Raw genomic sequence first — 26,150 nt, forward strand, 5'->3', positions numbered from 1 at the left:
CGGATGAAACGGATGCGGAGCGCGCCGGCACCTGGTGCCGTTCGTTCCGAAGAAGAAGCGGCGCCGTTGACGCGCTCCGCGTGCAGGGATTCTGAATCGACCGGACCAGTATGGGAGGTGCCTTACTCCTCCGAGGGTTGGTTCCCTGTGCGCTCTGATCACTGACCGGTTCGCTACGCGTGGGCCTTGGGCCGTTACTCCCTTGTGCCGCCGGCGCTCGCCTGCCGCTCACCCCCAATCTCTTCAACGGTCTCGAGACTGTCCGTCGTTCGACGAGGCGAGGTGAGACGAGTATGCGGGAGGCAAAAGGACCGAGGATTATTTTTTTGCCACCGGGCTAAGTGCCCAGCTGAGCAGCCGGACGGCGCGTCGGAAATGCCAACGTATAGTCCGGAGCTAAGTCGCTCGACGTGCGAGGGGGAGGCGCATGACGCCGCCCCAGCTCACACTCGATAGAAGCAGTAAAACGCTGCGATGCTCTTACGCCTTCGGATCGGGGGCCCCGGCGCCTGGCGCGGCCGACGGATCAACGGCTGGACCGGCAGCGTTGGTGATCTCCGGGAGTTTATCGGCAAGTCCCGCAAGAATGGTATCGATCGGAATGCCGAGCGATTTTGCCAGCTGCTGGATGTGCTCGTCGCCAAGCGCCGCGCGAAGCTGATCGACGCTGATCGGCAGATTGGATTTGTTCTGATCGATCCAGGACGCGACCTGCTTATCGAAGCCCGCATCCTGAAGCTTGGCAAGGATGGCTTGGACACCTTCCGTGCCGAGCACGCTTTTCATGATGTCGGGTAAGGCTGCTTGCTCGGCTTGTCCGACGGCATTGCCGAAGGCGCCTTTTAGAACGTCGCTCAGTGACATGGGGGTACCCTTTCTGTGACTTGGCGGGGAGGAGAGTGTGCCGGTGTGCTGCGAGCAGGCCCAAGGACGGGCAGGTTTCGATGCGACAGGTGTGATCCAAACAACCGTGCGTCGGCTCGAACGTCTTGTTAACCGATACCGCACTTATGATACTGGCGTTTGACGTTCGCGTAAACGCCGGTGCCGCCGCCTGAGCTTTCTGCATAGGTCACCTGCACGGCATCAGGGAAGCGCAGCTTCGCAGAGTCTGCAATTATTGCAGTGCCACATCATCATCAAAGTTGATAGCTAACAGGCGGGGCATGATTGAGTATCTCGTAACTTTCGTAGCAAAAGCGCGCCTTTTGTACATTTGCGGCGCAAGCCTATTGCTCCCGCTTTGCGTGCCAATGGCCTCTGCGGATGAGTGCCTGAACACAGCGAGCGGCACCGCGACCCCAGATTTTACGCCCTGTGACATGAATTTGCCGGAGATCGATCTCGACGCCGTATTGGCGGAGCAGGCGGGGTCGGCGCCGTCGGTAACGTCCGACGCGACGCCATGGATTGCGCAAAGTGACAAAGGTATCCCGCTAAACGCGACGTCTTCCGATACGGGCGTTTCGTTACGCACGAGCCTTGATGATCTACGCAATTACAATGTCCGGACCTATTCGATCGATGGCACAGCCTCAGGCGCGCCGGAGCTTCCCAAGGTGGCAACACCCAATCTGCCTCTCGATCTTTGGACCAGCGTCGATGTCGACGGATACGGCAGCGACCGGGATCAGGCGACGCGCGCGGGCATTGGAGCCGATTACAAGCTTTCACGTTCCGCAAGCTTCGGCATTTCCGTTGAGCGTGGCAATGCGCATGCGGTCGATACAGCGGTTGAAGAAGACTCGAAAGCCTCCGCCTACATGACGCTACAAGCGACGCCCCTGCTGAGCCTCGACGCAAAAACGCAATGGCAAGCGGGCAACGCGGAATTTGCAGCGGCGAACGGCGCCGCTGAAAAAACCTCGGTCGTGCTCGCGCCGACGATCAAACATTCGTTCTCGCTCGGCGACGGCACGACACTCTCTCCGTTCGTCACATATCAACGCGAATTCGACGTCTCGGAATCGCGCCGCGCACTCGACACGGCCGTGACGCCGGACCGGTCCGCAGGCGCGGGCATCACCTATACCGACCCGGATTCTTATACGCTGAGCGTGACGACGGATGTCGAAAGCTTCGGCGAAGCGCAGGCGGACCGCAGCGTCAGCAGCAAATTCAACCTGAGTGTTCCAATCAACTGATCATCAAGTCGCGGCCGAGGCGATCACAATGGCGACTTGAAAACGAAGAACGCGCCGAGAGCGATGAATCCGAAGCCGACGGCGTGATTGATGGTCAACGGCTCTTTCAAATAGACGACAGAGAAGATCGCGAAGACGATCAGCGTGATGACCTCCTGCATCGTCTTCAGCTCGGCCGGGTCGTAGACCAAGCTGCCGTAGCGGTTAGCCGGCACGGCGAGACAATATTCGAAAAACGCAATTCCCCAACTCACCAGGATGACGAGCCACAGCGGCCGGTCGGTAAATTTCAAATGACCGTACCATGCGGTGGTCATGAAGACATTCGACATCGAGAGAAGAATAATCGGCAGAAGGGATGGAGGAATCATGCGCGAGGCTTTCCAGGATTGGACGGGCGCGGCGCCTCAAAACGCGCGAAAGGGTTTCCGGTTCCGTAGCCGGCGTTCGCACGTTCGAGAAGCGTCGCCACGCGTCGATGGCGAGTCTCTATACTGAAATGCCGCGCACCGGACATGTGCGATTTCGGGAAACACCTCAGATGAATTGGAGTTGAGATCTTAGATCGGCACTTGACACAAGCAGTATTGTTCCTGGCAGCCGGTCCGAACGGAGAGCCTCAATGATCGAGATTGCCGCCGCCGCCTGCTTGATTTCTGCACCTGAACGTTGCCGTGATGTCAGCCTCGTCTTCGACGCCGACAGTATTAGCGTCTCGGCCTGCATCATGAACGGCCAAATACAGCTTGCTCAATGGACGGTGGCGCATCCGAATTGGAGGATCACGCATTTCACCTGTCGCCAAGCCGGATCTGTGGCCAAGCTCTAATCAGCCGACGTCCAAATTTTCTATGGAGTTGCGTGCGAAGACTATCATTCGCTTCACGCCATTCATTTCCGTATTTGTATTCGAACAGCCTATTTTCGTTTGCGGTAAAAGCAGAATTAGCCGTCGCGGCACATTTGCAAATTATTCTTCCCACTGAGCGGTAGTGCGCATCGGAACCGAGCACGACCGGGAGGCGTTATTCGGCCAGCAAGTAAAAACGGAAACGTCATCGACAGCATCGTACATAAATTAAGGAGAGCACCCCATGACTCGCGATATCATTCTCTGGCTGGCCGGCGTCCCGCTGGTCGTCATTATCGGTCTTCATTTGTTTGGATTTCTGCATTGAGAGAACGAGGCGCGACCGATTGGAACCCGGAGCGGTGGCTCCGGGTTTTTATATGAATTTTTTAGGTTGCCTGGCGCGCTTTAACTCGCATCGACGTCGCTGATTTCCGTCGCCAATACGATTGCGACGTGCCGGTTCAAAGCATCTGCCGCAAGCGTCGGAACAAGAGCGGGACCGATTGGACCTGATGCAGCGTTGTAAGCTGTCCGCATATCGCCCGACTTATCCCAGACGACCAGCGCAAAACCCGAAATATCCTCCAGCTGATCGAATGCGTCCTGACATCTTTCAAGAAGTTCGATGCGCAGCTGCTGTGTATCGATGGCGGCGCGGGCTTTGCGTTCGGAAACAAGATTAACGACAGTCGGCATCTCTCATACCTCGCGGAAGTGGTCCGATAGATAACGCTGGAGAGCGGCTGCGGTTCGCCCCCCGAAAGGTGCCAAAATGGCCCGTCACCGGCGGAACAGCGCCGGCCACGGCAATCCCGTATCGCTTTTCCTGCCAACGAGCCCGTTTCGGGCCTGCCAAAGGAGGTCGGAGAGCGACAATGACATTTTTAGGAATGCGAGGATCTGCCCAGGCCATTCTGGGCTCGACGATAGCGCTGGCGGCGATCGCCGCAACGAACGATGCGTTCGCCGTCAGCCTTGGGGTGCAGCTTGCCTGCGCGACCGATTATTACGCTCATTGCAGCGCCTATAGCCCGGATAGCCCTCAAGTTCGCTCATGCATGCGCGCGGTTGGCAACAGGCTATCGAGGCGATGTGTCAACGCCCTTGTCGCAGCGGGAGAGGTGTCTGCCGCCGAGGTTTCGCGCCGCCGCGGCATTTCGAAAACAGCCGCGCGATAAACCGGTCGCGATTGCATGTCGGTGTTGAACGTTGGTCAGATGAGCGCTGACCCTCTTTTCACCGGACGCCGCGTTCGCGGGTGCAACCAACTCCAAGTCCTTCGCGTTGACGACAGGAAACAAGGAGTATGACCATGGCATCTACCTCATCATCATCGTACGGCTCGGCTGCCGAAGACATCAAATCGAAAGCGCGACAGACGCTGGATTCCGCTAGTGAAGCGGCAGGAGATGCGCGTGCGCAGGTCGAGGAAGTCGCCGGACACGTCAAGGGCGCGATCGATAGGTCGGTTAAAGAACAGCCGGTAACGACGCTACTCGTTGCAGCCGCTGTCGGCTTCGTCATCGGCGCGTTGTGGAAATCATAAGTCGGAAAGCGTAATCGCGCATTCAACTTATTCCATTGAACGGTTGCGGTTCGGTGGCCAGGACGCCGCCGGACCGTATCGCTTATTTATTCAGTCAGCTGGAAGCCGCGGCTGATTTTTCTTTTGCGCGGGGGCCGGAGGAGGAAGCGCCCTTCGTCCGCGCAGTTCGCCACTATAGAGATCGACCGCCGCTGCGCCGACCTCGCGAATATACGCGCGGGTCAAACGTCCGGTGATCGATCCTTTGAGCCAATGCACGATCGAGCTCGATAGTTTCTCTCGCATTTCGTAAGTCACGGCCGTGACGGGATTGAAGACCCGCGCGATACGCCAAAGCGACCAGGCCCGTTCGGCGACATTATAGATCCCGCGCCACCGGTAGAGCTGCGCGAACTGCGCGACGGTCAGACGACTGCCGAGCGGAATCGTGCCTTCGAATATAGGCCGCAGTCTCCCGCTCACCTGCTCGATCAATGTAAGTGCCTCGGGAACGGTAAAGCGGAGCATCGGATCGGCGCGATCCGGATGATAAACCTTCGCGACGGTTTCGACCGTTTCGAGGCCGGTATTCAAAACGTCATTCCAGGACGCGATGGCTTCCGACGATGTGCTTTTCGCCAGCGCTTCGACGGCTGCGTCTGCCCGGCGGCGCAATGGATCATCATCCAGCCGGAGTGTCGTGACCTCAAGTTCGGCATCGACCGCAGGCGCGGATTTCGAAGCAAAATTTTTCGAGCCGAGAGTGGCGCGCTCGAAGATGTAGGCGATAAGCGTGCAGGCAAGCGTCGCCACCGCCCAGTGGATCAAATATCCATGCTGCCAAAGCCATAAGCTTCCAAGCGGGATGAGCGCTACGGTCGGTAGAAGCAGTCCCAGGGAAATAACAGCCAAGCGGAGTGGGGTGAGGGAATCGCTCATGCCGGTCCAGCCCCTTCGAGGTAAGGTCCTGAAAACGCCGTACACGGCGCTCAGGTTCCGAAATGTGGCATGAAGCTACAACCGAATAGTCCCTGCGTGCGGACTTTTAATGCCGACCGATCTCGGTTGGCGCCGCGATGTCAGCTCCAGCGGCGGTTCGACCACATCCATTGCTCGGGCATTTCGCGGACCCATTCCTCGAACTGCCGTGTCATTTCGGCGGTCGCCCATTTGACGTCGTCGCCGTGGTTGGCCGTGCGCGGCACGCGCAGCTCTTTCAATTCGATTTCGAAGCGGCTGTCCTTGCCGACACGCATGCACCGCGACATCCAGATGCGAGCGCCCGTACGCCGTGCGATCATCGCGGGAATGGCAACGGTGCGCGCATCTTTGCCGAAGAACGGAACCGGCAGCCCGGTGCGGTCGTAAAGATCGCAAACGACACCGAGACGGCCACCACGACGCACGAAATCCATGATGAGGCGCGCGGTTTTCTGGGTTTCGTCGTGATCGCCCTCGACCCGGCCGCGGCCAAACATGCCGCCCGGATAGAGATCGCGGCGCTGATACCTCAGATAACGGTCGATGTAAGGGTTGTTGACCGAGCGATAGACGCACGCCGGATTGGCGCCTGCGATTGTCAGCGGCCAGATCGCAAGTTCCCAATTCCCCACGTGCAGCGATGCGCCGACGATGGGTCCGAGCTTGCTGGCGTAGCGCTGGAAGACTTTCGGGTTGCGAATGCTCAATCGAGACGGTTCGGCGATGATCTGGTCGATGCGCATCGTCTCGGCCATGACGCGGCCGAGATTCTCCCAATGGGCGAGCGCAATCTGCTCGCGTTCCGCGTCGGACTTTTCCGGGAAAGCAATGCGGAGATTATCGAGCGCACGATTGTGCCGCTTCGGATTGATGATAGGCGCCAGACGTCGCCAGCACCAGGCGGAGAAATGCGTCGCCACATCGAGCGGAACGATGCGGACAATGCCGACAATCACGCGCAGCACCAGGTATTCGAGCCTGAACTGCAAATCGCGGAGCGGCGAGACGCCAACGGCCGGGGTCAGAAGTTGAATTCCTTATGGGGTTGAAGTCGTGAAAGTCATGGCGGTCAGGCAGGCCAGCCGTCAAGATCAGCCGGCGGTGATTTCCCCGGTTGCCGCGAACGGCCGCATAAGAGATGGATTGGATGTGCTTGGCATGACGCCCTCGCGCATGACGCGGGCGCGGAGCGCGCGATTGCTTGCCAGCGCGAAAAGACCGAAACCGCGCGCCAGATGCGCACCAGGGATGGACGAAAGCAGCGATCGGTTCAACAGGTCAACCGCGAAGACACGGAACGCGACATCGCTCTGCCGGGCGCGGCCGTAGCGTTCGAGCAAGGCGTCGCCGCCGATGTCCTCCCCAGCGCACTGTGCGTCGCCTGCGAACTCTGCAATCGTTGCAGCATCGCGGAAGCCGAGATTAAGCCCTTGTGCGCCAATTGGCGGAATAACGTGCGCCGCCTCTCCGACGAGCACGACGCGATGCGCAGCGAGAGGCGACGCGGTGCGCCCCGAAAGCGGATACGTTCGGCGGGGCGCAAAATCCGACAGCATGCCGAGTAGGCTTCCGATATGCCCGCTCAATTCGCGTGTGAACTCAGCCGCATCCAGCGCCATCAGCCTTTCGGCGTCCTCCTTTGTCTCGACCCATACGAGATTGGAGGTGTTGCCCGGGCCCGGAACCACCGTCAGCGGTCCTGCGCGGCGATGCAGTTCGGTCGATATTCCGTAATGAGGCCGCGAATGGCTGAATGCGGTCACGACCGCCGCTTGCGTGTAAGACCAACTCGACGTCTTGATCCCGGCTGCGGTCCGGGTCGGCGAATCGCGGCCGTCGGCAGCGATCACGAGACGCGCGCCGAGCATCCCGTGGCTATTCGTTGAAAGCATCGCGCTATTGCCAGCAAGATCGACGACCGTCGCTTTTCTGTCGATCAGCCGCGTGAGGTTCGAGTGGGACGTCGCCTCAAGAGCTGCGGTCAGCGCTGCGTTCGGGACGTTGTAGCCGAAGGCGGGAAGTCCGATTTCCGATGCCCGAAAAAGTACTTCCGGCGCACGGAGCAAAGTGCCTGTCGCGTCGATCAGCCGGATCGCGGTGAGCGGCTCGGACGCCGCGGCCAGCTGCTGCCAAACGCCGAGCCTTTTCAGAAGATTCACCGATCCGTCGAGAAGTGCGGCCGAGCGACTGTCGCGCGGGTCGGCTTCAGGACCGGCAACTGCCGTCCGAAGACCACTCTCCGCACAGGCAAGCCCGGCCATCAGGCCTGCCGGCCCAGCTCCTACGACGACGACGTCAAAGGTCTGTTGTTCGTCCATTTCCCGTCCTTGGCTGTGCTTCTTGAAGCACAGAAATGGTCGAAAGGACCACCTGTTGCTAAATTGCAACCTTCCGGAGCCCCAACTGTCACGCACTTGTAAAATAGCCGTGCTTAGCAGGGGCTAAGGCGCGCTTGCGGAGAGCAATTCTCCGCACCAGCGCGATTGGCAGGAATGTCCGGCGCTTCAGGGGAAATTCGGGCGCCGTTCTGGTTGGGGTCTGTAAAAAAGAGGGGCACCGATGAAATCGGTATTCAAACTGTCTAGTAGCCCGCTGGCTTTGTTGGCGGTGTTGGGTCTATCCATGAGCGTCACGTCGGCCTCGGCCGCCGATCTTGGCGGCGATTGCTGCAGCGATCTTGAAGAACGCGTCGCCGAACTCGAAGCAACGACCGCACGAAAAGGAAACCGCAAGGTCTCGCTGACGATCTCGGGCTGGGTCAACGAAGAGGCCATGTACTGGGACGATGGCTCCGAGAGCAACGTCTACGTCGGCACCAACAAGCTTGAACAAAGCCGATTCCGCTTCGTCGGCGAGGCAAGGATCGCGCCGGATTGGTCGGCTGGTTACACCATCGAAATCGGTGTCAACGGCGGCAGCTCGAACACGTGGGGCCAGGATAACCCCGACGGTAGCGGCAGCAACTCCTTGGTGGTCCGCAAGAGCAGCTGGTTCATCAAGAACGACAAACTCGGCAGGGTTTTGGTCGGTCAGGATGGCACGGCACTCTACCACGTGCTCGACGATGCCGATGGAGCCAACACGCGCAGCTTCTCCGACGCGCAGGCGGCCGCCGTTGCCCAGAATGGCTTTCGTATCCGCAGCAACGGAGGCTTTGTCGACGGCTTGACCTGGGGCAACATTCTGCAGGGCATCGATAACGGTACGGTCGGTCAGGACGGACGTCGTAACGTCGTACGTTACGATTCGCCGACGATTGCGGGCTTTTCTCTGGCGGCGTCGTGGGGCGAGGACGACGATTGGGGTCTGGCGCTGACCTATAAGAACGTGTGGGGCGACTTCCAGGTCCTCGGCAAAGTCGGCTACGGCGAAAACTCTGATGAGAACATCGGCTGCGCCGACAAGAAAATTGGAGGCACGGACTGCGAAATGTTTGGTGCGGCGGGCACCATCATGCACGTTCCCACGGGCCTTTATGTCTATGGCGGTTACGCGCAGAATACCGACAACAACATCCGCAACTTCGACGCGACCGCCGAAGACACCAGCACTATGTGGTTCATCCAAGGCGGTATTGAGCGGAAGTGGATCTCGCTCGGCAAAACGACGATCTTCGGCGAGTACCGTCACGATGAAGGCGGCAGTAAGCTCTCGCAGGGCTTCGGAGGTGCGAACCTCCAGGCGACCGATCTGAACTTCGCCGCAGCGGGCGTCATCCAGCACCTCGATCCGGCGGCGATGGACCTCTACGTCGTTTATCGTCACGGCGAAGGCGACATCACAAATGCTGATAACGTCAGCGCCGATCTCGATGCCTTCGACGCCGTCCAAATGGGCGCCCTCATCCAATTCTGATCGCGCCTCCCCGTCTGCGACAGAAGAAGGGGTCGTCCTCCGGGACGGCCCTTTTTTCCGTCCGCTTCACCAGCTCGGGCGGCAGAATGTCGGCGCGGCGGCCGAAAAGCGGCTGCAAACGTTCTGTGTCGCGTTGGCAACATGGCAGTGGTACAACAGCGCCAGGAAGAAACGGCGCGCTGTCGATTAACCATCGGAAAAGGCCATTGAACTTCTGCGAGCGACCGCGCATCAAGTACGTCATGTGCGTGCTTGCGAGGCATTGCGGGGTCCGTGTGAGACGGTTGGGACTGGTGATTGCTGTGTTGGCGGCTGCGGCTTCCACTGCGAGCACCGGCGCGGTTGCGCTTGACGAGCAGCGCATGGCCGTGCCCGCGCCCGGACCCGAAACGCCGAAGGCCGAGGTGCAGGAACAGTCATCTCCGAAGAGTGACGAGGGGACGGAAATCCGTATTCCCGGTCTCGGAAAACTCGGCACACTTCCAAAAATGGACTTTGGTCTTGAGCTTCTCTACGGCGCCGCCGAAGGGGACAAGCCGGCTCCTGATTCCGAACCGCAGAACAACGACGCCGATCGGCAGGACCTGATGATCCACGGCAGCGTCAAGCACCGGTTCTGATTTCCCCTTCCGCAAGCATCCGGTTCGTTTCCGGCGTTCTGCGGGATCACGGCGCCTTGTGCTCACGTTGATTGCAGCACGCAGCGGCGGCATTCGCAAAATTTCTCCGCTGACCCGCCGGGTTTACCCGCTCTTAAGCCGGACAGGGCAAACCTTCGCTCTCTCCAAGATCTCCTCCCTCGGAGACTGACGCAGTGCTGCGTTCACCTACGTATCATAGGCGAAATAGGCCCCGACAATTGTCACGGCAGATTTTTGTGTTGCTTGCCTGCCTGGCGTCGACGGCCTATTTCGTCTATCACGCTCGCTACGGTCGCCACGGACTTGAAGCCCGCAATCAGCTGATTGAACGGTCGGCCCTTCTCGATTTCGAGATCAAGGGCCTCGACACGGTGCGCACGAAACTGCGCCATGACGTTGCACTTCTGTCTCCTGAAGTGCCGAACGCCGATCTCATCGAGGAAATCGCACGCGACGTTCTGGGCTACGTGCGCAAAGACGACAAGATCGTCTCGGTGCAATAAGCCGGAACCGCGACTGGCGCCCGTTTTCTTCGGTCTCTCTCAATCGTAATGCCGCTCGATGCGCAAATTTCTTGCAGCCGCCGTTGCCTGCCGATTAAATACATTTTGATCTTATGTTAGCGTCCCGGAGGGCCGTAGTTATGAGTGATTTACACGAGGCGGAACGGCCCCTCGAACTGGAAATTCCGGACGGTGTGCCGGAGGCGCGCGAGGCCGTCGAAATGATCCGTGCATGGGTCGCCGACGGCTCGTTGATGGTGACCCTGAATGGTGAAGCCTTCGGCGATCAACTGCGCGATTGGGGTCGGCTGCTGGCGCAGATCGGCCACCACGTCGCACGTGCCAGCGCCCTCAATGGGCAGATGAGCGAAAGTGAATCGCTGGCCGAGATTCGCAAGGGCATTGACGCGATGCTGCCGATCCACGAGCCCTCGCTTTCCGGAAAAGTACGCCGCCGCATCACGCACTGAGCATCACAGCGAGGCCGATTGCCCCGACACCGTGTTTGCTAACGCCGGCAGGCGCTCGGTGTTGCCTTTGCGCATCAATTCCTCGGATGTCCACAAAATCGAGATTTGGCGAGCTGTGTAGACTGGGGACAGGCTTCGGGCGCCGCTTGCCGGGGTGCTTCGCGCGTTTCAAATGCTGGGAAGGGTGCGCGTTCCGTTGCAGATAGCAACGCTTCCGGGGGGTGGACGATGATTAACGGCGCGACGGGCAAGATCGGCATCGCCGTCCTTGCAGCCGGTTTGATGTGCGGCTGCGCAAATAACGAGTTTGGTCTTACGACACAGGCACTCGGTCCCGAAAAGACGGCCGCCAAGGTCGATCCAGCGTGCACCTCGCTCGCAAGCCAGATCGATGCGCTCAAGAGCGATGGTACGATCGATCGTTTGGAAAAAGCCGGCGAGGGCAAGAGCACCAAAGTGTCGATAAAGCGCGCTGCGCTACAGAAGCAGGCCGAACTCAACAAAGCCTACGCCGATTTCCAGACGCGCTGCGGGCCGGGCGCTCCGGCTCAACCGGCTACGACCGCGCAGGCGCAACCGGCTGCAAATGCAAATCAGACGGCAAGTGCTCAGCCAGCCAACAGTGGCGCTGCGCAATAGAGACAGTGGCAATGGCGCTCATCGCCAAGGTTCGGTTTCGTGATTGCCGCCTGCGTAATAGAAGACCGAACGTGGCGGGGCCTGACCTTTCCACAAACCTCGCCCTGAGTGCTGTATCCGTGCCACACGAAGGCCATCAGGGGATGGAAAGGCATCGCCGCCTATGGCCTTTGCAATGCAGCACGGTTATTCCGGCGGGGGCCGTCATTTGACACGTTCGCTATAAGCCAATGGGATTGTGGAATGCGGGGTTTGGTTGCGGTTGTCGTGCTCGCCGCTTTAGCAACGTCACTGCAGGGATGCGAAAGCGGTCCGAGCGGCTACCGTGATCCCGGTCCGAGGCCATTGCCGAGCGGGCAAACGTGCGACTCCATTCGGGCCGAATTGAACCGCCTCGATTCCAAGGGAGTTCCGGCCCAGGTCGAGCGGGCGAGCAGTGGTGGTCATCTCTCGGCGTCCCAACGCGCCAACGTCGACCGCTACAACTTGCTGCTCAACCAGTATCTGGGCGCCCGCTGCCACATATAGGCTTGCGGCGGACGCCGAGATCGATCGTGTGTGCCTACGCTGTGCGTGAGATTGCAACACTTTCGGAGCCTGTGACATGGACGAGCAAACCCGCGATCTTATCGTCTTTGCGATTATCGGCATTCTTGCCGGCTTTCTGGCCTCTCTCGTAGTCGGCGGCGACGGTCTTATCCGTTATCTGATTACGGGCATCATCGGCGCATTCGTCGGCGGCTATGTCTTCAAGGCGCTCGGCATCAATCTCGGTATCGGCAACGCCTTCGTTTCGCAGGTCGTAACGGCCGCGATTGGCGCCATCATCATCGTATTGCTGGCGCGCCTTATTGCCTGAAGGATACGGCAACGCATGCGCTGAGCCGCATTAGGCATTGCGCCGCTCAGCCTCATCCACATCGCGCGAAATGTGCTTTATGGCGGATGACTTCGTATCGGGCGCGGAGAGACACCGTTCCCAATCCCGGGCCGCAGGAGACGGCGCGATCGCCCATGCCATCGTTCAGCACCAAAAGACATGTTCCGTTCTCGGCCACGCAAATGTTCGCGCTGGTCGCCGATATCGAACGCTACCCGGAATTTTTACCGCTCTGCACCGGCCTGTTTGTGATCTCGCGCCGGCCGTTGGGAGACGGCGAAGACATCGTCGCGAAGATGAACGTTGGCTATAAGGCGATCAGCGAAAGCTTCACCACGCGGGTCGTCACGAAGCCCGGCGACAACCGGATCGACGTCAGCTATCTGGATGGTCCGTTCAAGCGTCTCGTCAACCATTGGACGTTCCGCGACGACGCCACCGGCGGCGGATCGACGATCGATTTTTTCATCGACTACGAATTTCGCTCAATGCTGCTAGCCGCGCTGGTCGGGACGATGTTCGATCAAGCCTTCCGCCGTTTCGCCACCGCATTCGAGGAACGGGCCGCTCAGGTCTATGGCCGGTCTACGACGTAAGCCAAAGCCACAAAACGTCTGGCCGGGATGACACTCGGTCTTAGCGGATGATCTTTTCGAAGTTGCGGGCGAGCGCGAGCCCCTTGAGCGAGTCCAACCCCTTGGCACCGTGGAGCTTCACGCCGTCGAGATTGGCGCCGGTGACATCCGCGTTGCTCAGGTCGGCACCAGAGAGGTCAGCTCCAGACAAATCTGCGCCTGTCAGATTTGCGCCCGACAGATCGGCCTCGCGCAAAAACGTGCCGCGCATGATTGCGTTCTTGAGCACCGCGAAGCTCAACTTCGTTTGGATCATGTCGGCGCGCGTCAGCGTCGCGCCGGTTAAATTGGCGCCTTCGAAATCCGTGCGCCAGATGTATTCGATGAAGCCGGTCTTATTCGTCGGCGCACAGACGGAATCCGTCAAATCGGCGCCGACAAAGTTCGAACCCATGAAGCTGCCGAAAAATTTGGTGCCCCTGAGAGACGCACCCTTAAGGCTCGGTGCTTCCCCAACGACCGGCGCCAATCCGGTGAATGTCGAAGGCCGCAACATGCTGGCGTGATCAAGATTGGCGCCATTGAGGTTCGCGCCAACCAGTGTCACGCGATCGAGCTTGGCACCTTCGAGGTTGGCGCCCGATAGATTGCTTCCCGATAAATCGGCCCCGAAGAAATCCGACTTGCTGAGATCGGCCCCTTTGAAATCGAGGTTGGCGAGATCCAGCCGTCTCAGGTTCTTGCCGACGAGCGCCGGATGGCTTCCGGAAGCAGCCTTAAAGAGCAGGCTGGCGACATCGCGCGCTGTTACGTCGGCGGCGCGCGCGGGCAGAACAGCAAGAGCAATTTCTGCGATCGTCACGAGGCCAAGGAACGCCCCTCTTCGAAATTGCAGGCGTGAAGCGATCATCCGATGGCCTCTTCAAGACACTTCAGCGCCTCGCGGACCGTCGCCATGCGAACGCTGTTCCGACCTATATCGCCAAATTCGAAACGCTGCACGGCGTTGGAGCCATTTCGGGAAACAAGCCCGATGAAAACGAGCCCGACGGGCTTTTCCGGCGAGCCGCCACCGGGCCCTGCAATTCCCGTAATGGCAACCGAGAGGTCAGCCCCGCTCGATTTCAGCGCGCCGTCCGCCATAGCCTGGGCGACTTCTGCGCTGACGGCGCCATGTGCGTCGAGAAGACCGGCGGCGACACCAATCATGCGCGTCTTGGCCAAATTGGAATAGGTGACAAAGCCTTCCTCGAAGACGTCGGACGATCCGGCAATCGACGTGATCGCGCCCGCTACAAGCCCGCCGGTACAGCTTTCCGCCGTTGTGATCTTCTGACCCGTCACACGCAGTATCCCGACGAGGCGTTCGGCCATTCCCAGGATATCCGGTGGAAACACGCAAAACTCCACGATCCAGATGCAAAAGCGGAGAGTGCTTCGTTTGAAGCACTCTCCGGCAAGCTATCTAGAGAGAAGATAATGTGCAAACGGCCCAGCTGATCAGGCCGCGGCTAGGACCTCGGCGTGGGAGAGTAGGCTGTCAAGGACGGTGCGACTGTCGGAGCCCATGGCCCCGACGGTCCGCTTCTGGGCGTCCTGCCATATCGGATACGCATCCTTGAGAACGACCTGACCTTTGGGCGTAAGGTGCAGGCCGCGGCCGCGTCTTCCGGCCGGAGGATCCATGATGATATGGCCGAGCGCCAACAAGCGCTTGAGGTTGCGCGAAAGTGTCGACTTCTCGATGTCGAGCTCGTGTCCGATCTCGACGGCCGTGATGCCGTCACGCGAGGCCAGCTGAGCGAGCAAGGTATACTGGCTCGCCGTGATGCCGAGTGGGCGCAAGGCATCATCGTAGACGCGCGTGACGATGCGCGAAAGCTGACGCACACGGGTGGCGAGACACATCTCAGCCGTCATCTCGGCGATGGTGCTAATCGCGGCATCGGCGGGTGGTCGGTCGAGCGTGTGGGGCATGATGTTCATATCGGCTCCCGTATGAGCGCTTTCGTGTGCTTCGTGGCAATACAACCACTTAGCCATTGTGATGCCGCGATTCTGGCAGGTGGGTCAACGATGAATGCCGTTGCAAATGCGCATCGTGATGATGCGCTGCGGCACGCCTTAGGCGGGAACGAGCCCTTTGTTTTGATCTGAGCGAGCCTTATCGCCTCGATGCAGTCTCCGAGCCGGCTTTTATCCGACAGCGGTTCCGGAGGAGCAGGGCACGATTTCTGCGTCGTCAGCGGAGAGAATGGAAGCTGATCCTCGGGACAAGCCCGAGGATGACATTTTTGACGGAGACAGACAGTCACGGTTTAGCTGCAACGTGCTCCGCGATGGCCGCCTCGTAGACCTCATGTGCCGCACCTGCATTTAGCGCTGCGATGCCGAGCCCGACGACCAAGTCGGGCCATTTCGATCCCGTGGCGGCTGTCAGCAAACCTGCGGCGACGATGGCAACGTTGGCGATGACATCGTTGCGCGCAGAAAGAAAAGCGGCGCGCGTCAGGCTGCCGCCGGTCGTCCGATAGGGTGCCAGTAGCCGTGCGCAGACGAAATTGACGACGAATGCGCCCGCGCCGGTGATCGTCAGCGGCACGGGCTCTGGCACGAGGCCCGTCGAGAAATTCTGCCACGCCGTCCAGAACGTCGCCAGGGCAGGGAGCAGAATGATAGCCGCCAGCACCATGCCCAGCTTAGCGCGCCGTGCCGCCGTCCAGCCCAGGCCCGCAAGGATCAGCAGGTTGACCGCACCGTCCTCCAGAAAATCGACGCTGTCGGCAAAGAGCGCAACCGAACCGATCGCCAGCGCAACGGCGAATTCGATGCCGAAATAGCCGAGGTTCAGAAGCGCGACGTTACGCACCGTCTGCCGAAGACCCCGGTTTTCAGCGATGTCGGGAAAGGTATCGTCGTCGTCACTCATGCGCCACGCCCGGAAGAAGCACGCTGGCGGTTGCCATCGCAGCGATACCTTCGCGGCGGCCGGTGAAGCCCATGCCTTCGGTCGTCGTCGCTTTGATTCCGACACGATCGGCGGTGAGCCCGAGCACTTCGCCGATCAATGCTTGCATCGCGGGCCTATGCGGTCCGATCCGCGGGGCTTCGGCAAGCACAGTGATATCGACGTTGATAATACGTCCCTCGCGCTCGTTGATCCTCCGCGCTGCATCTTCCAGAAAAAGACGCGATGCTGCGCCTTTCCATTTGGGATCCGACGGCGGGAAATGCTGGCCGATGTCGCCGTCGCCAATGGCACCGAGCAGCGCGTCCGTCAGTGCGTGCAGCACGACGTCGGCATCCGAGTGGCCTTCGAGCTTGTGCGTATGCGGAATTTTCACGCCGCCGAGCCACACATGATCGCCCTCAGTGAAGCGATGGACGTCGAAGCCCGTCCCGGTCCGCGGCTCGAAGATAGTCCGCGACTTCATCTGCTGATCGGCCAATTGCAAATCCTCTGCGGTCGTGAGCTTGATATTGCCGCTCGTGTCTTCGACGATAGCTACGTCGAGGCCCGCCCATTCGGCAATGGCCGCGTCATCCGTAAAGGTGTCGAGCCCCTCGCTTGCGGCTTTGCGATGCGCTGCCAGGATCGGCGCGAAATGAAAACCCTGCGGAGTCTGCGCGCGCCAGAGGCCCGCGCGCGGGATGGTCTCCGATACGACACCGTTACTCGATGCCCGCTTCACGGTGTCGGAGACGGCAAGCGCGGCCAGTGCCGCCGGTCGGTCGCGCAAGGCGGCGATGACGCCCGATATCGTCGCCGCAGATACAAAGGGGCGGGCGGCATCGTGGATCAGCACCAGATCGGGCGGCGAGGCGGCCAATGCTTCGAGGCCGTTCAACACCGAGCCTTGGCGTGTCGCTCCGCCGATGGCGGGAGTCGCTAGCTTCTCGGGGTTGGCCGCGGCGGCAGCGGCGGCATCATAAAGATCGCGGTCGTCGGCATGGATTACGACTTTCACATCGCTGATGTCGGAATGCCGAGCGAATGCTTCGACCGTGTGACTGAGAACTGGGCGGCCCCCAATCTGTGCATATTGTTTAGGCGCTCCGCCCGACGCCGCACGCGTGCCTCGTCCGGCTGCAACGATTAAAGCGGCGATCCGCACTGCGATTTCCCCTTCGACAACAAATCCGGGTCTATCATTTTCCACGCGATGCCTGCCTGTAAGCCAGGAAAATCGCAATATGGGACCGCATGCCGTTGCGGTTTCGCTGTCCGCAATCGTCGAAGAAAAGAAAAATCGATTGTCGGCATTAGCTGCACTTCATCTCCATAACCCCTTGCTCGAACCTGATAATATGATCAGCCCGCGTCAAATCGGCTGACGCACCTGCGGCTCTTGCGCAATCTTTAATGACAGCCTAGTCTGCACAAAGTCAGAGCACTGTCTCGTGATGCTTAAAATATGGGCAATATGCGATCTTTAATTTCCTCAAAGGCGAATGCTGAACATCACGGTTAATGGACCGCCTCCCGTTGCGTTGGCACCGATGTCAGGGGTCAGCGACCTGCCGTTTCGGCGTTTGGCACATAGGCTGGGCGCCAGTCTGGTCGTTTCTGAAATGATCGCCAGCGAGGAGTTGGTGAAGTCGCGCGCCGATGTCCTCCGCCGTGCTGAGGGGAGAGATCTTACACCCTTTGTTATGCAACTCGCGGGACGTGAAGAACGCTGGATGGCCGAGGGCGCACGTATTGCCGAAGCGAAAGGCGCCGACATCATCGACATCAACATGGGATGTCCCGCACGAGAAGTGACCGGCAAGCTCTCGGGCTCTGCGTTGATGCGCAACCTCGATCACGCGCAGGCTCTCATCCGTGCGGTCGTTCAGGCAGTCAGCATTCCCGTGACGCTTAAGATGCGTCTCGGATGGGATGACAAATCGCGGAACGCATCAGAGCTTGCGCGCCGCGCTGAAGCTGAAGGCGTCAAGCTCATCACCGTACACGGCCGCACGCGCTGTCAGTTCTTCAATGGTGCCGCCGATTGGGCGGGTGTCCGATCCGTTGTCGAGGCCACGTCGCTCCCGGTGATGGTGAACGGTGACATTCTTTCACCCGAGAACGCGCGCCGGGCACTCGAAGCTTCAGGTGCGCACGGGGTGATGGTCGGGCGCGGCGCTTACGGCGCGCCGTGGATGCCGGGCAGGATCGCCAAATCTCTTTCGTCCAAGTGCGATCCCGGCAACCCGAGCCTCGCCGAGCAGCGCGATATAGCGATCGAACACGTCGAAGCGATGCTTTTGCATTACGGCAGCGAACTGGGTCTCAAGAACTCCCGCAAGCACATCGGCTGGTATCTCGCATCGAGCGGCGCCGACATAACGACTGTCAAGGCATGGCGCGCGCGTCTCTGCACTATGCTCGATCCGCAGCGTGTGCTCCACGGTCTTTCAGCGTTTTATTCCGGGGCGGAGCCTATAGTGGCATGAGTGGCAAAAGCACAGCGGCACGCAAATCGCAGTTCGAAACCGCTCCGCCGCCGTCGCGCGTGGTCGATTGCGAGAACTTACTCAGCGCGTTGCCGCACCCGATCCTTGTCATTAGTGACGACGAGGGCATCGTCTTCGCGAACGCGGCGGCCGAATCCTTTTTCTCCATGAGCGCATCGGCGCTGACGCGTAGCCGCATCTCAGACATCGTCGCGTTCGGCTGTCCGCTGCTCGGCCTGGTCGAGCAGGTGCAGGCGTCGGGAGCGACGATCAACGAATACGGGATTGAAGTTGCGACGCCCCGTTTTTCCGGAGCCAAGCTCGTCGACGTGTACGGCGGCCCGCTGCCGGAAGAGCCGCGTAATATGTTCCTGATGTTGCAGCAGCGCTCGATGGCGCAGATGATCGAGCGGCAGTTGACCCACCGCGCGGCGGCTCGTTCGGTGTCCGGAATGGCAGGCGTGCTGGCGCACGAAATCAAAAATCCGCTGTCGGGCATTCGCGGTGCGGCACAGCTCCTGGAGCCCGCGCTGTCCGACGATGACCGGGCGCTGACGCAACTCATCTGTTCGGAGACGGATCGCATCCGAACATTGGTCGATCGCATGGAGGTGTTTGGCGACGAGCGCCCGTTGTCCAAGGATGCCGTCAATATTCACGACGTTCTGAACCACGTACGACGAATTGCCGAGCACGGCTTCGGCCGCGACGTTCGTTACGTCGAGGACTACGACCCATCGCTGCCAAGCGTCCTCGGCAATCGCGACAAGCTCGTGCAGGTCTTCCTCAATCTTTTGAAGAACGCGTCGGAGGCGATCGGCGCCAACAACGACGGCGGCCGAATTGTTCTGCAAACCGCTTTTCGGCCGGGCGTCCGGCTGTCGCTGCCCGGCTCCGATACGCGAGTCAGCCTGCCGTTGATGATCCAGATCGAAGACAATGGCTGCGGCATTCCCGAACATTTGAAGCCTCACCTCTTTGACCCCTTCGTGACGACGAAGACGTCGGGCAGCGGCCTCGGCCTCGCGCTCGTCGCCAAGATCATCGCCGATCATGGTGGCATCATCGAATGTGAAAGCGAGCCACGGCGCACAATCTTCCGCGTCCTGCTGCCGATGCAGCGGTCGCGGCTCGGCATTACACCAACGACGAGAGAGAGTTGATGGCCAGAGGCACCGTTCTCATCGCCGACGACGACACCGCAATCCGCACGGTGCTCAATCAGGCTCTAGCGCGCGCCGGATTCGCGCCGCGCGCTACGGGAAATGCAGCGACGCTCTGGCGCTGGGTCAGTCAGGGCGAGGGCGATGTCGTCATCACCGACGTCGTCATGCCGGACGAAAACGCTTTCGACCTCATTCCGCGTATCAAGAAGCTGCGCCCCGATCTGCCGATCATCGTCATGAGCGCGCAGAACACGTTGATGACGGCGTTGACGGCGACGGAGAAGGGCGCATTCGAATATCTGCCGAAGCCGTTCGATCTGAACGAAGTCATAACGGTCGTCTCGCGCGCGCTTTCTGAACCTGGTCGCAAGCGGCAGACAACGACCAGCGAGCGCGAGTCCGACGAGCTGCCGCTCATCGGGCGCTCGCTTCCGATGCAGGACATCTATCGCGTGCTCGCGCGCCTGACGCAGAGCGATCTGACCGTGATGATCAACGGCGAGAGCGGCACCGGCAAGGAACTCGTCGCGCGCGTGCTGCACGATTACGGCAAACGCCGGCACGGGCCGTTCGTCGCGATCAATATGGCTGCGATTCCGCGCGAGCTGATCGAGAGTGAACTGTTTGGGCATGAAAAGGGCGCCTTCACCGGCGCCCAGACACGCACGCCCGGCCGTTTCGAGCAGGCTGAAGGCGGCACGCTTTTCCTCGACGAGATCGGCGATATGCCGCTCGAAGCGCAGACGCGGCTTCTGCGCGTTTTGCAGCAGGGCGAATATACAACCGTTGGGGGACGCACACCGATCAAGACCAACGTGCGTATCATCGCTGCGACGCACCGCGATCTGAAAGCCCAAATCCAGCAGGGCTTGTTCCGCGAAGACCTGTTCTACCGTTTGAATGTCGTGCCGATCCGCCTGCCGCCGCTGCGCGAACGCCTGGAAGACGTCGGCGATCTCGTGCGGCACTTTCTGAGACAGGCGGCGCGTGAAGGACTTGGGCAGAAGTCCATCGAAAGCACGGCCATCGAACGCCTAAAGGCTCATCCCTGGCCCGGCAATATTCGCGAACTCGAAAATGTCGTCCGGCGCCTCGTCGCGCTCTATCCGCAGGACACGCTAACGTCGCAAATCGTCGAGCAAGAGCTTGCCGGCTCGGCGGCGACGCAGCCGGTCGGCAGCGGAACCGACAGCGGTGATCTTAGCGAGTCGGTCGAGCGCTACTTGTCGCGTTATTTTTCGTCATTCGGCAACGATCTTCCCCCACCCGGCCTCTATGATCGGGTGATCCGTGACGTGGAGAAGCCGCTTTTGAGCGCCGCGCTGGCAGCAACGCGCGGCAACCAGATCCGCGCTGCCGAACTCCTTGGGCTCAATCGCAATACGCTGCGCGCCCGCATTCGGGACCTCAATATACGGGTGTTTCGCACCGTCGAAAGCTGATGCTTCTCCGGCGATCCGAGCTTATCCCCAGGGAGCGAGATCAAGAAATCCCGCCCCACTTGCGCTCAGCGCTTGAAGTGCATCAATAATGTCGCGAAAATGTCACAGTTAGGCTGTTGGGTCGGCCGAGTGTAGCGGATTGGCTGCAGGGGCATTGCATGCCGACACGCGCGAAGGGACCCCGAGCGCCTCTCAATGAGTCTTTCGGGGGCATCGGCTTGGAAAACGAATCACAATCGACGTTCGATCGGGCGGAAACTGATGAGCGCTAGCAACAGCAGTGCAGATTTGCCCGATGAGGAGAGAGGCGCACGCATGTTCGCCGGCGAGCTGATGGAGGAAGGCGCGACGCCGCTCAATCCGTCCGACGCTGCGTTCTGGTTCGGTCTCGGCGTCGTGCTCCTGTCGATGCTTTCGGCGCTCGCGAGCTACCTGATCCTGACAGGGCTGACGGCTATTGCGCCGCGCAACGAGTACGTCTGGACAGCGCTGGCGGTGAACGTGCTGCTGATCCTGACGATGCTCGCGATCGTCATCTGGCAGGCTCTCGGTTTGCGCCGTGCCTGGAAGCAGCGCATTCCGGGCGCGCGGCTTCATACCCGCATTGTCGCGCTGTTCAGTTTGATCGCCGCGCTTCCCGCCGTGCTGCTCGCGGTCGCCGCCACGACGACGTTCTCGCGCTCTCTCGACGGCTGGTTCTCCGGCCGCACGAGTGCGATCGTCGAAAACTCTTATGACGTCGCCAAAGCCTACGTCGACGAGCACAGCCAGATCATCCGCACCGACATCGTCAATATGGTGCGCGACATCAACGGTGAGGCCGCGACACTCAGCGCCGACCCGGACGCGTTCCAGAAATTTTTGATCGGGCAGGCGGGACTTCGCGATCTGACCTCGGCCTACATCATCGACGGCGAAGGCGTGCCGATCGTGCTCGCGCTCGACGATCCAAAGTTGCCGTATGTCGTCCCGCCGCCAAGTTCCATCGCGCAGGCCGAGGCAGGCCAGGTCGCCGTTTCGACGCCATCGAGCGATTATCGCATCTCCGCAATCGCCAAGATCGACAGTATGCCCGGCCGCTATCTCTACGTTGCGCGCGGCGTTAGTCCGAAGGTGATCAATCACCTGCAGCGGACGGAGCAGAACGTCTATGAGTACACGCGCTTGAGAAAGGCCAAGAGCGGCCTCAAGGTAGCCCACGGCCTCATCTATTTTATGATTTCGATGACGTCGCTTCTGGCGGCGATCTGGGTCGGCATGTGGTTCGCGGGCCGCTTCGTGGCGCCGATCCGGCGGCTGATCGCGGGCGCGCAGGAGGTTTCGAAGGGCAACCTCGAAATCGCGCTGCCGGAAAAGCGCGGCGAAGGCGATCTGCGGCGTCTGTCGCATACGTTCAATCTGATGACGCGCGAGCTGAAGCATCAGCAGGACGCGCTGCACCAGACGAATGAGCAGTTGACCGAACGAAGGAATTTCATCGAGGCTGTTCTGTCCGGCGTCTCGGCCGGTGTGATCGGTCTCGACAGCGCCGACCGTATTACCCTGCTCAGCCGATCCGCCGAACGCTTGCTTGGGTTCGCGAGCAGCGACGTCGTGGGGAAACCGCTCGCGGATGTCGTGCCCGAATTTGCACCCGTACTCGCCATGACGGAGGAGACCGGTTTCAAAGGCAAAGGTCAAAGCCAGAGCGAAATCAAGAAGCAGATTGGTGACGAGGAGCGCACGTTTGCCGTCAAGGTCACGCACGAGCGCGGCGGCGAAGGCGACGTCGGATCCGTTGTCACGTTCGACGATATATCCGAACTCGTGCAAGCGCAGCGTACGAGCGCATGGGCGGACGTTGCGCGGCGCATCGCTCACGAAATCAAAAACCCGCTCACGCCGATACAACTTTCCGCCGAGCGCCTGCGCCGTAAATTCGGCAAGCAGGTCTCGGATGATCGTGAGCTTTTCGAAACGCTGACGCAGACGATCGAGCGGCAAACCGGCCAGATCAAAAGCATGGTTGACGAGTTCGCGTCCTTCGCACGCATGCCGCAGCCGGTCATGGCCGATCAAGATTTGCGCCTCGCCGTGCAGGAACCGGCAGTGCTTTTCCGCGAAGGTCACAAGGACGTCGATTTCAAGTTGTCAATTCCAGATCATCCCGTGCGCGCGCGCTTCGATCTGAGGCTCGTGTCGCAGGCTGTCACCAATCTCATCAAGAATGCCGCCGAGGCCATCGAGTCTTATGGCGAAGCTCAGGGACGTCCGGAAGGCTACAAAGGACAGATCGAAGTACGCGTCATGCCAGCCGACGACCGCGTCTCAATCGAGGTGATCGACAACGGCATCGGCCTGCCAAAGCAGAACCGGGCCAAGCTTTTGGAACCCTACGTCACGACGCGCGCCAAAGGCACCGGCCTTGGACTTGCGATCGTCCAGAAAGTCGTAGAGCAGCATGGCGGCACACTGACGCTCGAAGATGCGCCGCTGACGGAAACGCGCACGCGCGGCGCGCTCATTCGCATGACCCTACCGATCAAACTTGCAAATGCCCATGACCTATCCACCGAGCAAATCGATACCGTCTCGCACGTCGCGAGCGGAGCATGATACAAACGCTTAGCCCCCAGGAGCGCAGTGATGTCCGCTGATATTTTGATCGTTGATGACGAAGCCGATATTCGGGATCTGGTTGCCGGCATCCTGCAGGATGAAGGTCACAGGACGCGGCTCGCGCGCGACAGTGATGAAGCGCTGCGCGCCATCGAAGACCGCAAGCCGCATCTTGTCATCCTCGATATTTGGCTGCAGGGCAGCCGCCTCGACGGACTTGAAGTCCTGACGATCATGAAGCGGACGTATCCCGATCTTCCGGTGGTCATCATTTCCGGCCACGGCAATATCGAGACGGCCGTCACCGCCATCAAGCGCGGCGCTTACGATTACATCGAGAAGCCGTTCAAGGCCGATCGCCTGGTGCTTGTCACGCTGCGCGCGCTCGAAGCCTCGCAACTGAAACGCGAGGTGAGGGAGCTCAAAGAGCGTTCGGTAGTCTCGGCGGAAATGATCGGCAAGTCGCCCGCGATCAACCAGCTGAAGAACAATATCGAGAAGGCGGGCCCGACGAACAGCCGTATCATGCTGCGCGGTGCTTCGGGTTCCGGAAAGGAGCTCGCGGCGCGCGTCCTGCATCAAAAATCGCTTCGTGCTGACGGCCCATTCGTCGTTCTCAATGCGGCAGCCATGGTGCCTGACCGCGTCGAGGAAGAACTGTTTGGAACAGAAGACCGGACAGGCGGTCCGCGCAAAGTCGGAGCGCTCGAAGAGGCGCACACCGGTACGCTCTATATCGATGAAGTCGCGGACATGCCGATGGAGACGCAAGGAAAGATCTTGCGCGTGCTCGTCGAGCAGAAATTCCTGCGCCTTGGCGGCTCGCAGAAGGTGTCGGTCGATGTGCGCATCATTTCGTCAACGTCGCGCGATCTCGATCAGGATATTCGCGAGGGGCGTTTCCGCGAAGACCTTTATCATCGGCTGAACGTCGTAACGCTGCGCGTGCCGAGCCTCGCGGAGCGGCGCGAAGATATTCCCGATCTCATCCAGTATTTCGTCGGACAAGTGGCACAGACGTCAGGCCTGGCGCCGCGGCGCATCGGAGAAGACGCAATCGCCGTGCTGCAAGCGCACGACTGGCCGGGCAATGTGCGCGAGCTTCGCAACAACGTCGAGCGATTGCTGATCCTCGCGGGCGGCGATCCGGGCGCTGCGATCACCGCCGATATGCTGCCGGACGAGATCGGCTCGAACGTGCCGCTGCCGGTCAACGGCGGTGCCGAGCATCTGATGTCGCTGCCGCTCAGAGAAGCGCGTGAAATCTTCGAGCGCGAATATCTTCTTGCGCAGATCAACCGCTTCGGCGGCAACATCTCGCGCACAGCTGAGTTCGTCGGCATGGAACGATCGGCGTTACACAGAAAGCTTCGTGCGCTCGGCGTCTCATCCGAACAGCGCGCAGGCGACTTGCGGTCGGTTTCGTAAAGGGCCGCTGCGTGACCCGCATTGTTTATGTAAATGGCGCTTACAAGCGCTACGCGGAAGCTGCGATCCATGCCGAGGATCGCGGCTTTCAATTTGCCGATGCCGTTTATGAGGTCATCGAAGTTCTGGGCGGAAGACTCGTTGATGCAACTCGTCACCTGGCGCGGCTGAATCGATCCTTGAGCGAGCTTGGAATACCGCGTCCGATGTCCGATCAAGCCTTGCAGCACGTGATCGGCGAAACGATCCGCAGGAATCGGGTAACCGGCGGCATCGTCTACATTCAAGTGACGCGCGGGGCTGGCCCTAGAGATTTCACCCTTCCGGCTCCAGAAATTCTCCCGACGGTCGTCATCCTTGCACGCTCGCAGCGACGTGGATGGGCAGCCACACTTGCGGAGAAGGGCATCGCCGTGAAGACAATGCCCGACAACCGCTGGGGACGATGCGATATCAAGACTGTCATGCTGTTGCCCGCCGTTCTTGCAAAAGACGCAGCGCGACGCGAGGGAGCGCGCGAGGTCTGGTTTATCGATAGTTCCGGTGCGATTACGGAGGGCGCATCAAGTAATGCCTGGATTGTGACAGCCCAGGGAACGCTCGTTACGCGGCAGCTGGATTCGCACATTCTCCCGGGCATCACACGCGCTACGGTCACCGACGTGGCGCGCGCTGAACGGCTGAAAGTTGAGGAACGCCCGTTCACGCTGGACGAAGCGATCAAGGCCCGGGAAGCTTTTCTCACTTCGGCAACAAATACGGTCATGCCCGTAATCGCGATCGATGGACACTCGATCGGGGAAGGGCGTCCCGGTCCCGTCGTTCAGCGGCTTCGATCACGATTTCATCACGTTGCCGAAATTTCGACCGTGTAAGATGCGAATGTTGCCGCATTGTGCAAAGCAGTAACCGCTGTAAACTAGCACGCGCTTCGATCGTCATCCCCCCGGGTGTCTCTCGAAACCGCCGCCTGGATGCTTCGCCGCTTTTCAAACGCGGCCGCGCCTGGCG

28 protein-coding genes are annotated in these 26,150 nt (G+C 60.2%); 17 read left to right on the forward strand and 11 right to left on the reverse strand.

Annotated features, from left to right (window positions below; translation table 11 throughout):
• Nucleotides 1–480: 480 nt before the first annotated feature.
• A complete protein-coding gene (locus VHB22_RS11015) occupies nt 481–1,008 on the reverse strand; it encodes a YidB family protein (RefSeq protein WP_414652732.1) in 528 nt (175 codons plus the stop codon).
• 314 nt (nt 1,009–1,322) lie between these two features.
• Between VHB22_RS11015 and VHB22_RS11020 the strand changes: the two genes are divergently transcribed.
• Entirely contained in the window at nt 1,323–2,144 is an 822-nt protein-coding gene (locus VHB22_RS11020; RefSeq protein ID WP_325457013.1) for a hypothetical protein, read from the forward strand.
• 23 nt (nt 2,145–2,167) lie between these two features.
• Here the strand turns inward: VHB22_RS11020 and VHB22_RS11025 are convergent, their stop codons facing one another.
• On the reverse strand, nt 2,168–2,515 hold the full coding sequence (locus tag VHB22_RS11025) for a DMT family protein (RefSeq protein ID WP_325457014.1): 348 nt from the start codon (nt 2,513–2,515) through the stop codon (nt 2,168–2,170).
• Between the two features lie 251 nt (nt 2,516–2,766).
• On the opposite strand from VHB22_RS11025, the gene VHB22_RS11030 reads away from it, so the two are divergent.
• Nucleotides 2,767–2,973 (forward strand): hypothetical protein, encoded by a 207-nt coding sequence (locus tag VHB22_RS11030; protein WP_325457015.1) that lies wholly within the window; start codon nt 2,767–2,769, stop codon nt 2,971–2,973.
• A gap of 429 nt (nt 2,974–3,402) precedes the next feature.
• Here the strand turns inward: VHB22_RS11030 and VHB22_RS11035 are convergent, their stop codons facing one another.
• Nucleotides 3,403–3,693, reverse strand: coding sequence for a hypothetical protein (locus VHB22_RS11035; RefSeq protein ID WP_325457016.1), 291 nt, complete (start codon nt 3,691–3,693; stop codon nt 3,403–3,405).
• A 179-nt stretch (nt 3,694–3,872) separates the two neighbouring features.
• On the opposite strand from VHB22_RS11035, the gene VHB22_RS11040 reads away from it, so the two are divergent.
• Nucleotides 3,873–4,175, forward strand: coding sequence for a hypothetical protein (locus tag VHB22_RS11040; RefSeq protein ID WP_325457017.1), 303 nt, complete (start codon nt 3,873–3,875; stop codon nt 4,173–4,175).
• Nucleotides 4,176–4,303: 128 nt separating this feature from the next.
• Nucleotides 4,304–4,543 (forward strand): hypothetical protein, encoded by a 240-nt coding sequence (locus VHB22_RS11045; RefSeq protein WP_325457018.1) that lies wholly within the window; start codon nt 4,304–4,306, stop codon nt 4,541–4,543.
• 90 nt (nt 4,544–4,633) lie between these two features.
• On the opposite strand, the gene VHB22_RS11050 is transcribed toward VHB22_RS11045, so the two are convergent.
• From VHB22_RS11050 to VHB22_RS11060, 3 genes are all read right to left on the reverse strand, one after another.
• Nucleotides 4,634–5,461, reverse strand: a complete 828-nt coding sequence (locus VHB22_RS11050) for a GTP-binding protein HSR1 (RefSeq protein WP_325457019.1) — start codon at nt 5,459–5,461, stop codon at nt 4,634–4,636.
• A 140-nt stretch (nt 5,462–5,601) separates the two neighbouring features.
• A complete protein-coding gene (locus VHB22_RS11055; RefSeq protein WP_325457020.1) occupies nt 5,602–6,468 on the reverse strand; it encodes a lipid A biosynthesis acyltransferase in 867 nt (288 codons plus the stop codon).
• A 126-nt stretch (nt 6,469–6,594) separates the two neighbouring features.
• Nucleotides 6,595–7,821, reverse strand: coding sequence for an FAD-dependent monooxygenase (locus VHB22_RS11060; RefSeq protein ID WP_325457021.1), 1,227 nt, complete (start codon nt 7,819–7,821; stop codon nt 6,595–6,597).
• Between the two features lie 241 nt (nt 7,822–8,062).
• On the opposite strand from VHB22_RS11060, the gene VHB22_RS11065 reads away from it, so the two are divergent.
• From VHB22_RS11065 to VHB22_RS11095, 7 genes are all read left to right on the forward strand, one after another.
• On the forward strand, nt 8,063–9,358 hold the full coding sequence (locus VHB22_RS11065; RefSeq protein ID WP_325457022.1) for a porin: 1,296 nt from the start codon (nt 8,063–8,065) through the stop codon (nt 9,356–9,358).
• Nucleotides 9,359–9,564: 206 nt separating this feature from the next.
• Complete coding sequence (locus VHB22_RS11070) at nt 9,565–9,978, forward strand: hypothetical protein (RefSeq protein ID WP_325457023.1); 414 nt, start codon at nt 9,565–9,567, stop codon at nt 9,976–9,978.
• 257 nt (nt 9,979–10,235) lie between these two features.
• Entirely contained in the window at nt 10,236–10,502 is a 267-nt protein-coding gene (locus VHB22_RS11075) for an FtsB family cell division protein (RefSeq protein ID WP_325457024.1), read from the forward strand.
• Between the two features lie 140 nt (nt 10,503–10,642).
• A complete protein-coding gene (locus VHB22_RS11080; protein WP_325457025.1) occupies nt 10,643–10,972 on the forward strand; it encodes a DUF5076 domain-containing protein in 330 nt (109 codons plus the stop codon).
• Between the two features lie 228 nt (nt 10,973–11,200).
• Entirely contained in the window at nt 11,201–11,611 is a 411-nt protein-coding gene (locus VHB22_RS11085; protein ID WP_325457026.1) for a hypothetical protein, read from the forward strand.
• A gap of 604 nt (nt 11,612–12,215) precedes the next feature.
• Entirely contained in the window at nt 12,216–12,470 is a 255-nt protein-coding gene (locus VHB22_RS11090; RefSeq protein WP_325457027.1) for a GlsB/YeaQ/YmgE family stress response membrane protein, read from the forward strand.
• 155 nt (nt 12,471–12,625) lie between these two features.
• Nucleotides 12,626–13,087: a type II toxin-antitoxin system RatA family toxin gene (locus VHB22_RS11095; RefSeq protein WP_325457028.1), complete on the forward strand. Its 462-nt coding sequence runs from the start codon at nt 12,626–12,628 to the stop codon at nt 13,085–13,087.
• A 40-nt stretch (nt 13,088–13,127) separates the two neighbouring features.
• On the opposite strand, the gene VHB22_RS11100 is transcribed toward VHB22_RS11095, so the two are convergent.
• The 5 genes from VHB22_RS11100 to VHB22_RS11120 all read right to left on the reverse strand — a co-directional run bounded on the left by VHB22_RS11100 (nt 13,128) and on the right by VHB22_RS11120 (nt 17,181).
• Complete coding sequence (locus VHB22_RS11100) at nt 13,128–13,976, reverse strand: pentapeptide repeat-containing protein (protein ID WP_325457029.1); 849 nt, start codon at nt 13,974–13,976, stop codon at nt 13,128–13,130.
• Nucleotides 13,973–14,464 carry a CinA family protein gene (locus VHB22_RS11105; RefSeq protein ID WP_414652733.1) on the reverse strand — a complete coding sequence of 164 codons (492 nt, stop codon included), beginning with the start codon at nt 14,462–14,464 and terminating at the stop codon, nt 13,973–13,975. Before VHB22_RS11105 ends, VHB22_RS11100 begins: the two co-directional genes overlap by 4 nt.
• A gap of 102 nt (nt 14,465–14,566) precedes the next feature.
• Entirely contained in the window at nt 14,567–15,109 is a 543-nt protein-coding gene (locus VHB22_RS11110) for a MarR family winged helix-turn-helix transcriptional regulator (protein ID WP_325457031.1), read from the reverse strand.
• A gap of 268 nt (nt 15,110–15,377) precedes the next feature.
• Entirely contained in the window at nt 15,378–15,995 is a 618-nt protein-coding gene (locus VHB22_RS11115; protein WP_325457032.1) for a cation transporter, read from the reverse strand.
• The gene (locus tag VHB22_RS11120; RefSeq protein ID WP_325457153.1) at nt 15,988–17,181 is read right to left on the reverse strand and encodes a bifunctional 2-C-methyl-D-erythritol 4-phosphate cytidylyltransferase/2-C-methyl-D-erythritol 2,4-cyclodiphosphate synthase; all 1,194 of its coding nucleotides are present in this window, start codon (nt 17,179–17,181) and stop codon (nt 15,988–15,990) included. Before VHB22_RS11120 ends, VHB22_RS11115 begins: the two co-directional genes overlap by 8 nt.
• 337 nt (nt 17,182–17,518) lie before the next feature.
• Between VHB22_RS11120 and dusB the strand changes: the two genes are divergently transcribed.
• From dusB to VHB22_RS11150, 6 genes are all read left to right on the forward strand, one after another.
• Nucleotides 17,519–18,505, forward strand: a complete 987-nt coding sequence (gene dusB, locus VHB22_RS11125; protein WP_325457033.1) for a tRNA dihydrouridine synthase DusB — start codon at nt 17,519–17,521, stop codon at nt 18,503–18,505.
• Nucleotides 18,502–19,668, forward strand: coding sequence for a two-component system sensor histidine kinase NtrB (locus VHB22_RS11130; RefSeq protein WP_325457034.1), 1,167 nt, complete (start codon nt 18,502–18,504; stop codon nt 19,666–19,668). The genes dusB and VHB22_RS11130 overlap by 4 nt, the downstream gene beginning before the upstream one ends.
• A complete protein-coding gene (gene ntrC, locus VHB22_RS11135) occupies nt 19,668–21,113 on the forward strand; it encodes a nitrogen regulation protein NR(I) (protein WP_325457035.1) in 1,446 nt (481 codons plus the stop codon). Before VHB22_RS11130 ends, ntrC begins: the two co-directional genes overlap by 1 nt.
• A gap of 261 nt (nt 21,114–21,374) precedes the next feature.
• Entirely contained in the window at nt 21,375–23,708 is a 2,334-nt protein-coding gene (locus VHB22_RS11140; protein WP_325457036.1) for a PAS domain-containing sensor histidine kinase, read from the forward strand.
• 30 nt (nt 23,709–23,738) lie between these two features.
• A complete protein-coding gene (locus tag VHB22_RS11145) occupies nt 23,739–25,139 on the forward strand; it encodes a sigma-54 dependent transcriptional regulator (RefSeq protein WP_325457037.1) in 1,401 nt (466 codons plus the stop codon).
• 11 nt (nt 25,140–25,150) lie between these two features.
• Nucleotides 25,151–26,014 (forward strand): D-amino-acid transaminase, encoded by an 864-nt coding sequence (locus VHB22_RS11150; RefSeq protein ID WP_325457038.1) that lies wholly within the window; start codon nt 25,151–25,153, stop codon nt 26,012–26,014.
• The last annotated feature ends 136 nt before the right edge of the window (nt 26,015–26,150 follow it).

The sequence above is a fragment of the Hyphomicrobium sp. genome, assembly GCF_035548195.1.
In the GTDB taxonomy this organism is placed as follows: Bacteria; Pseudomonadota; Alphaproteobacteria; order Rhizobiales; family Hyphomicrobiaceae; genus Hyphomicrobium_B.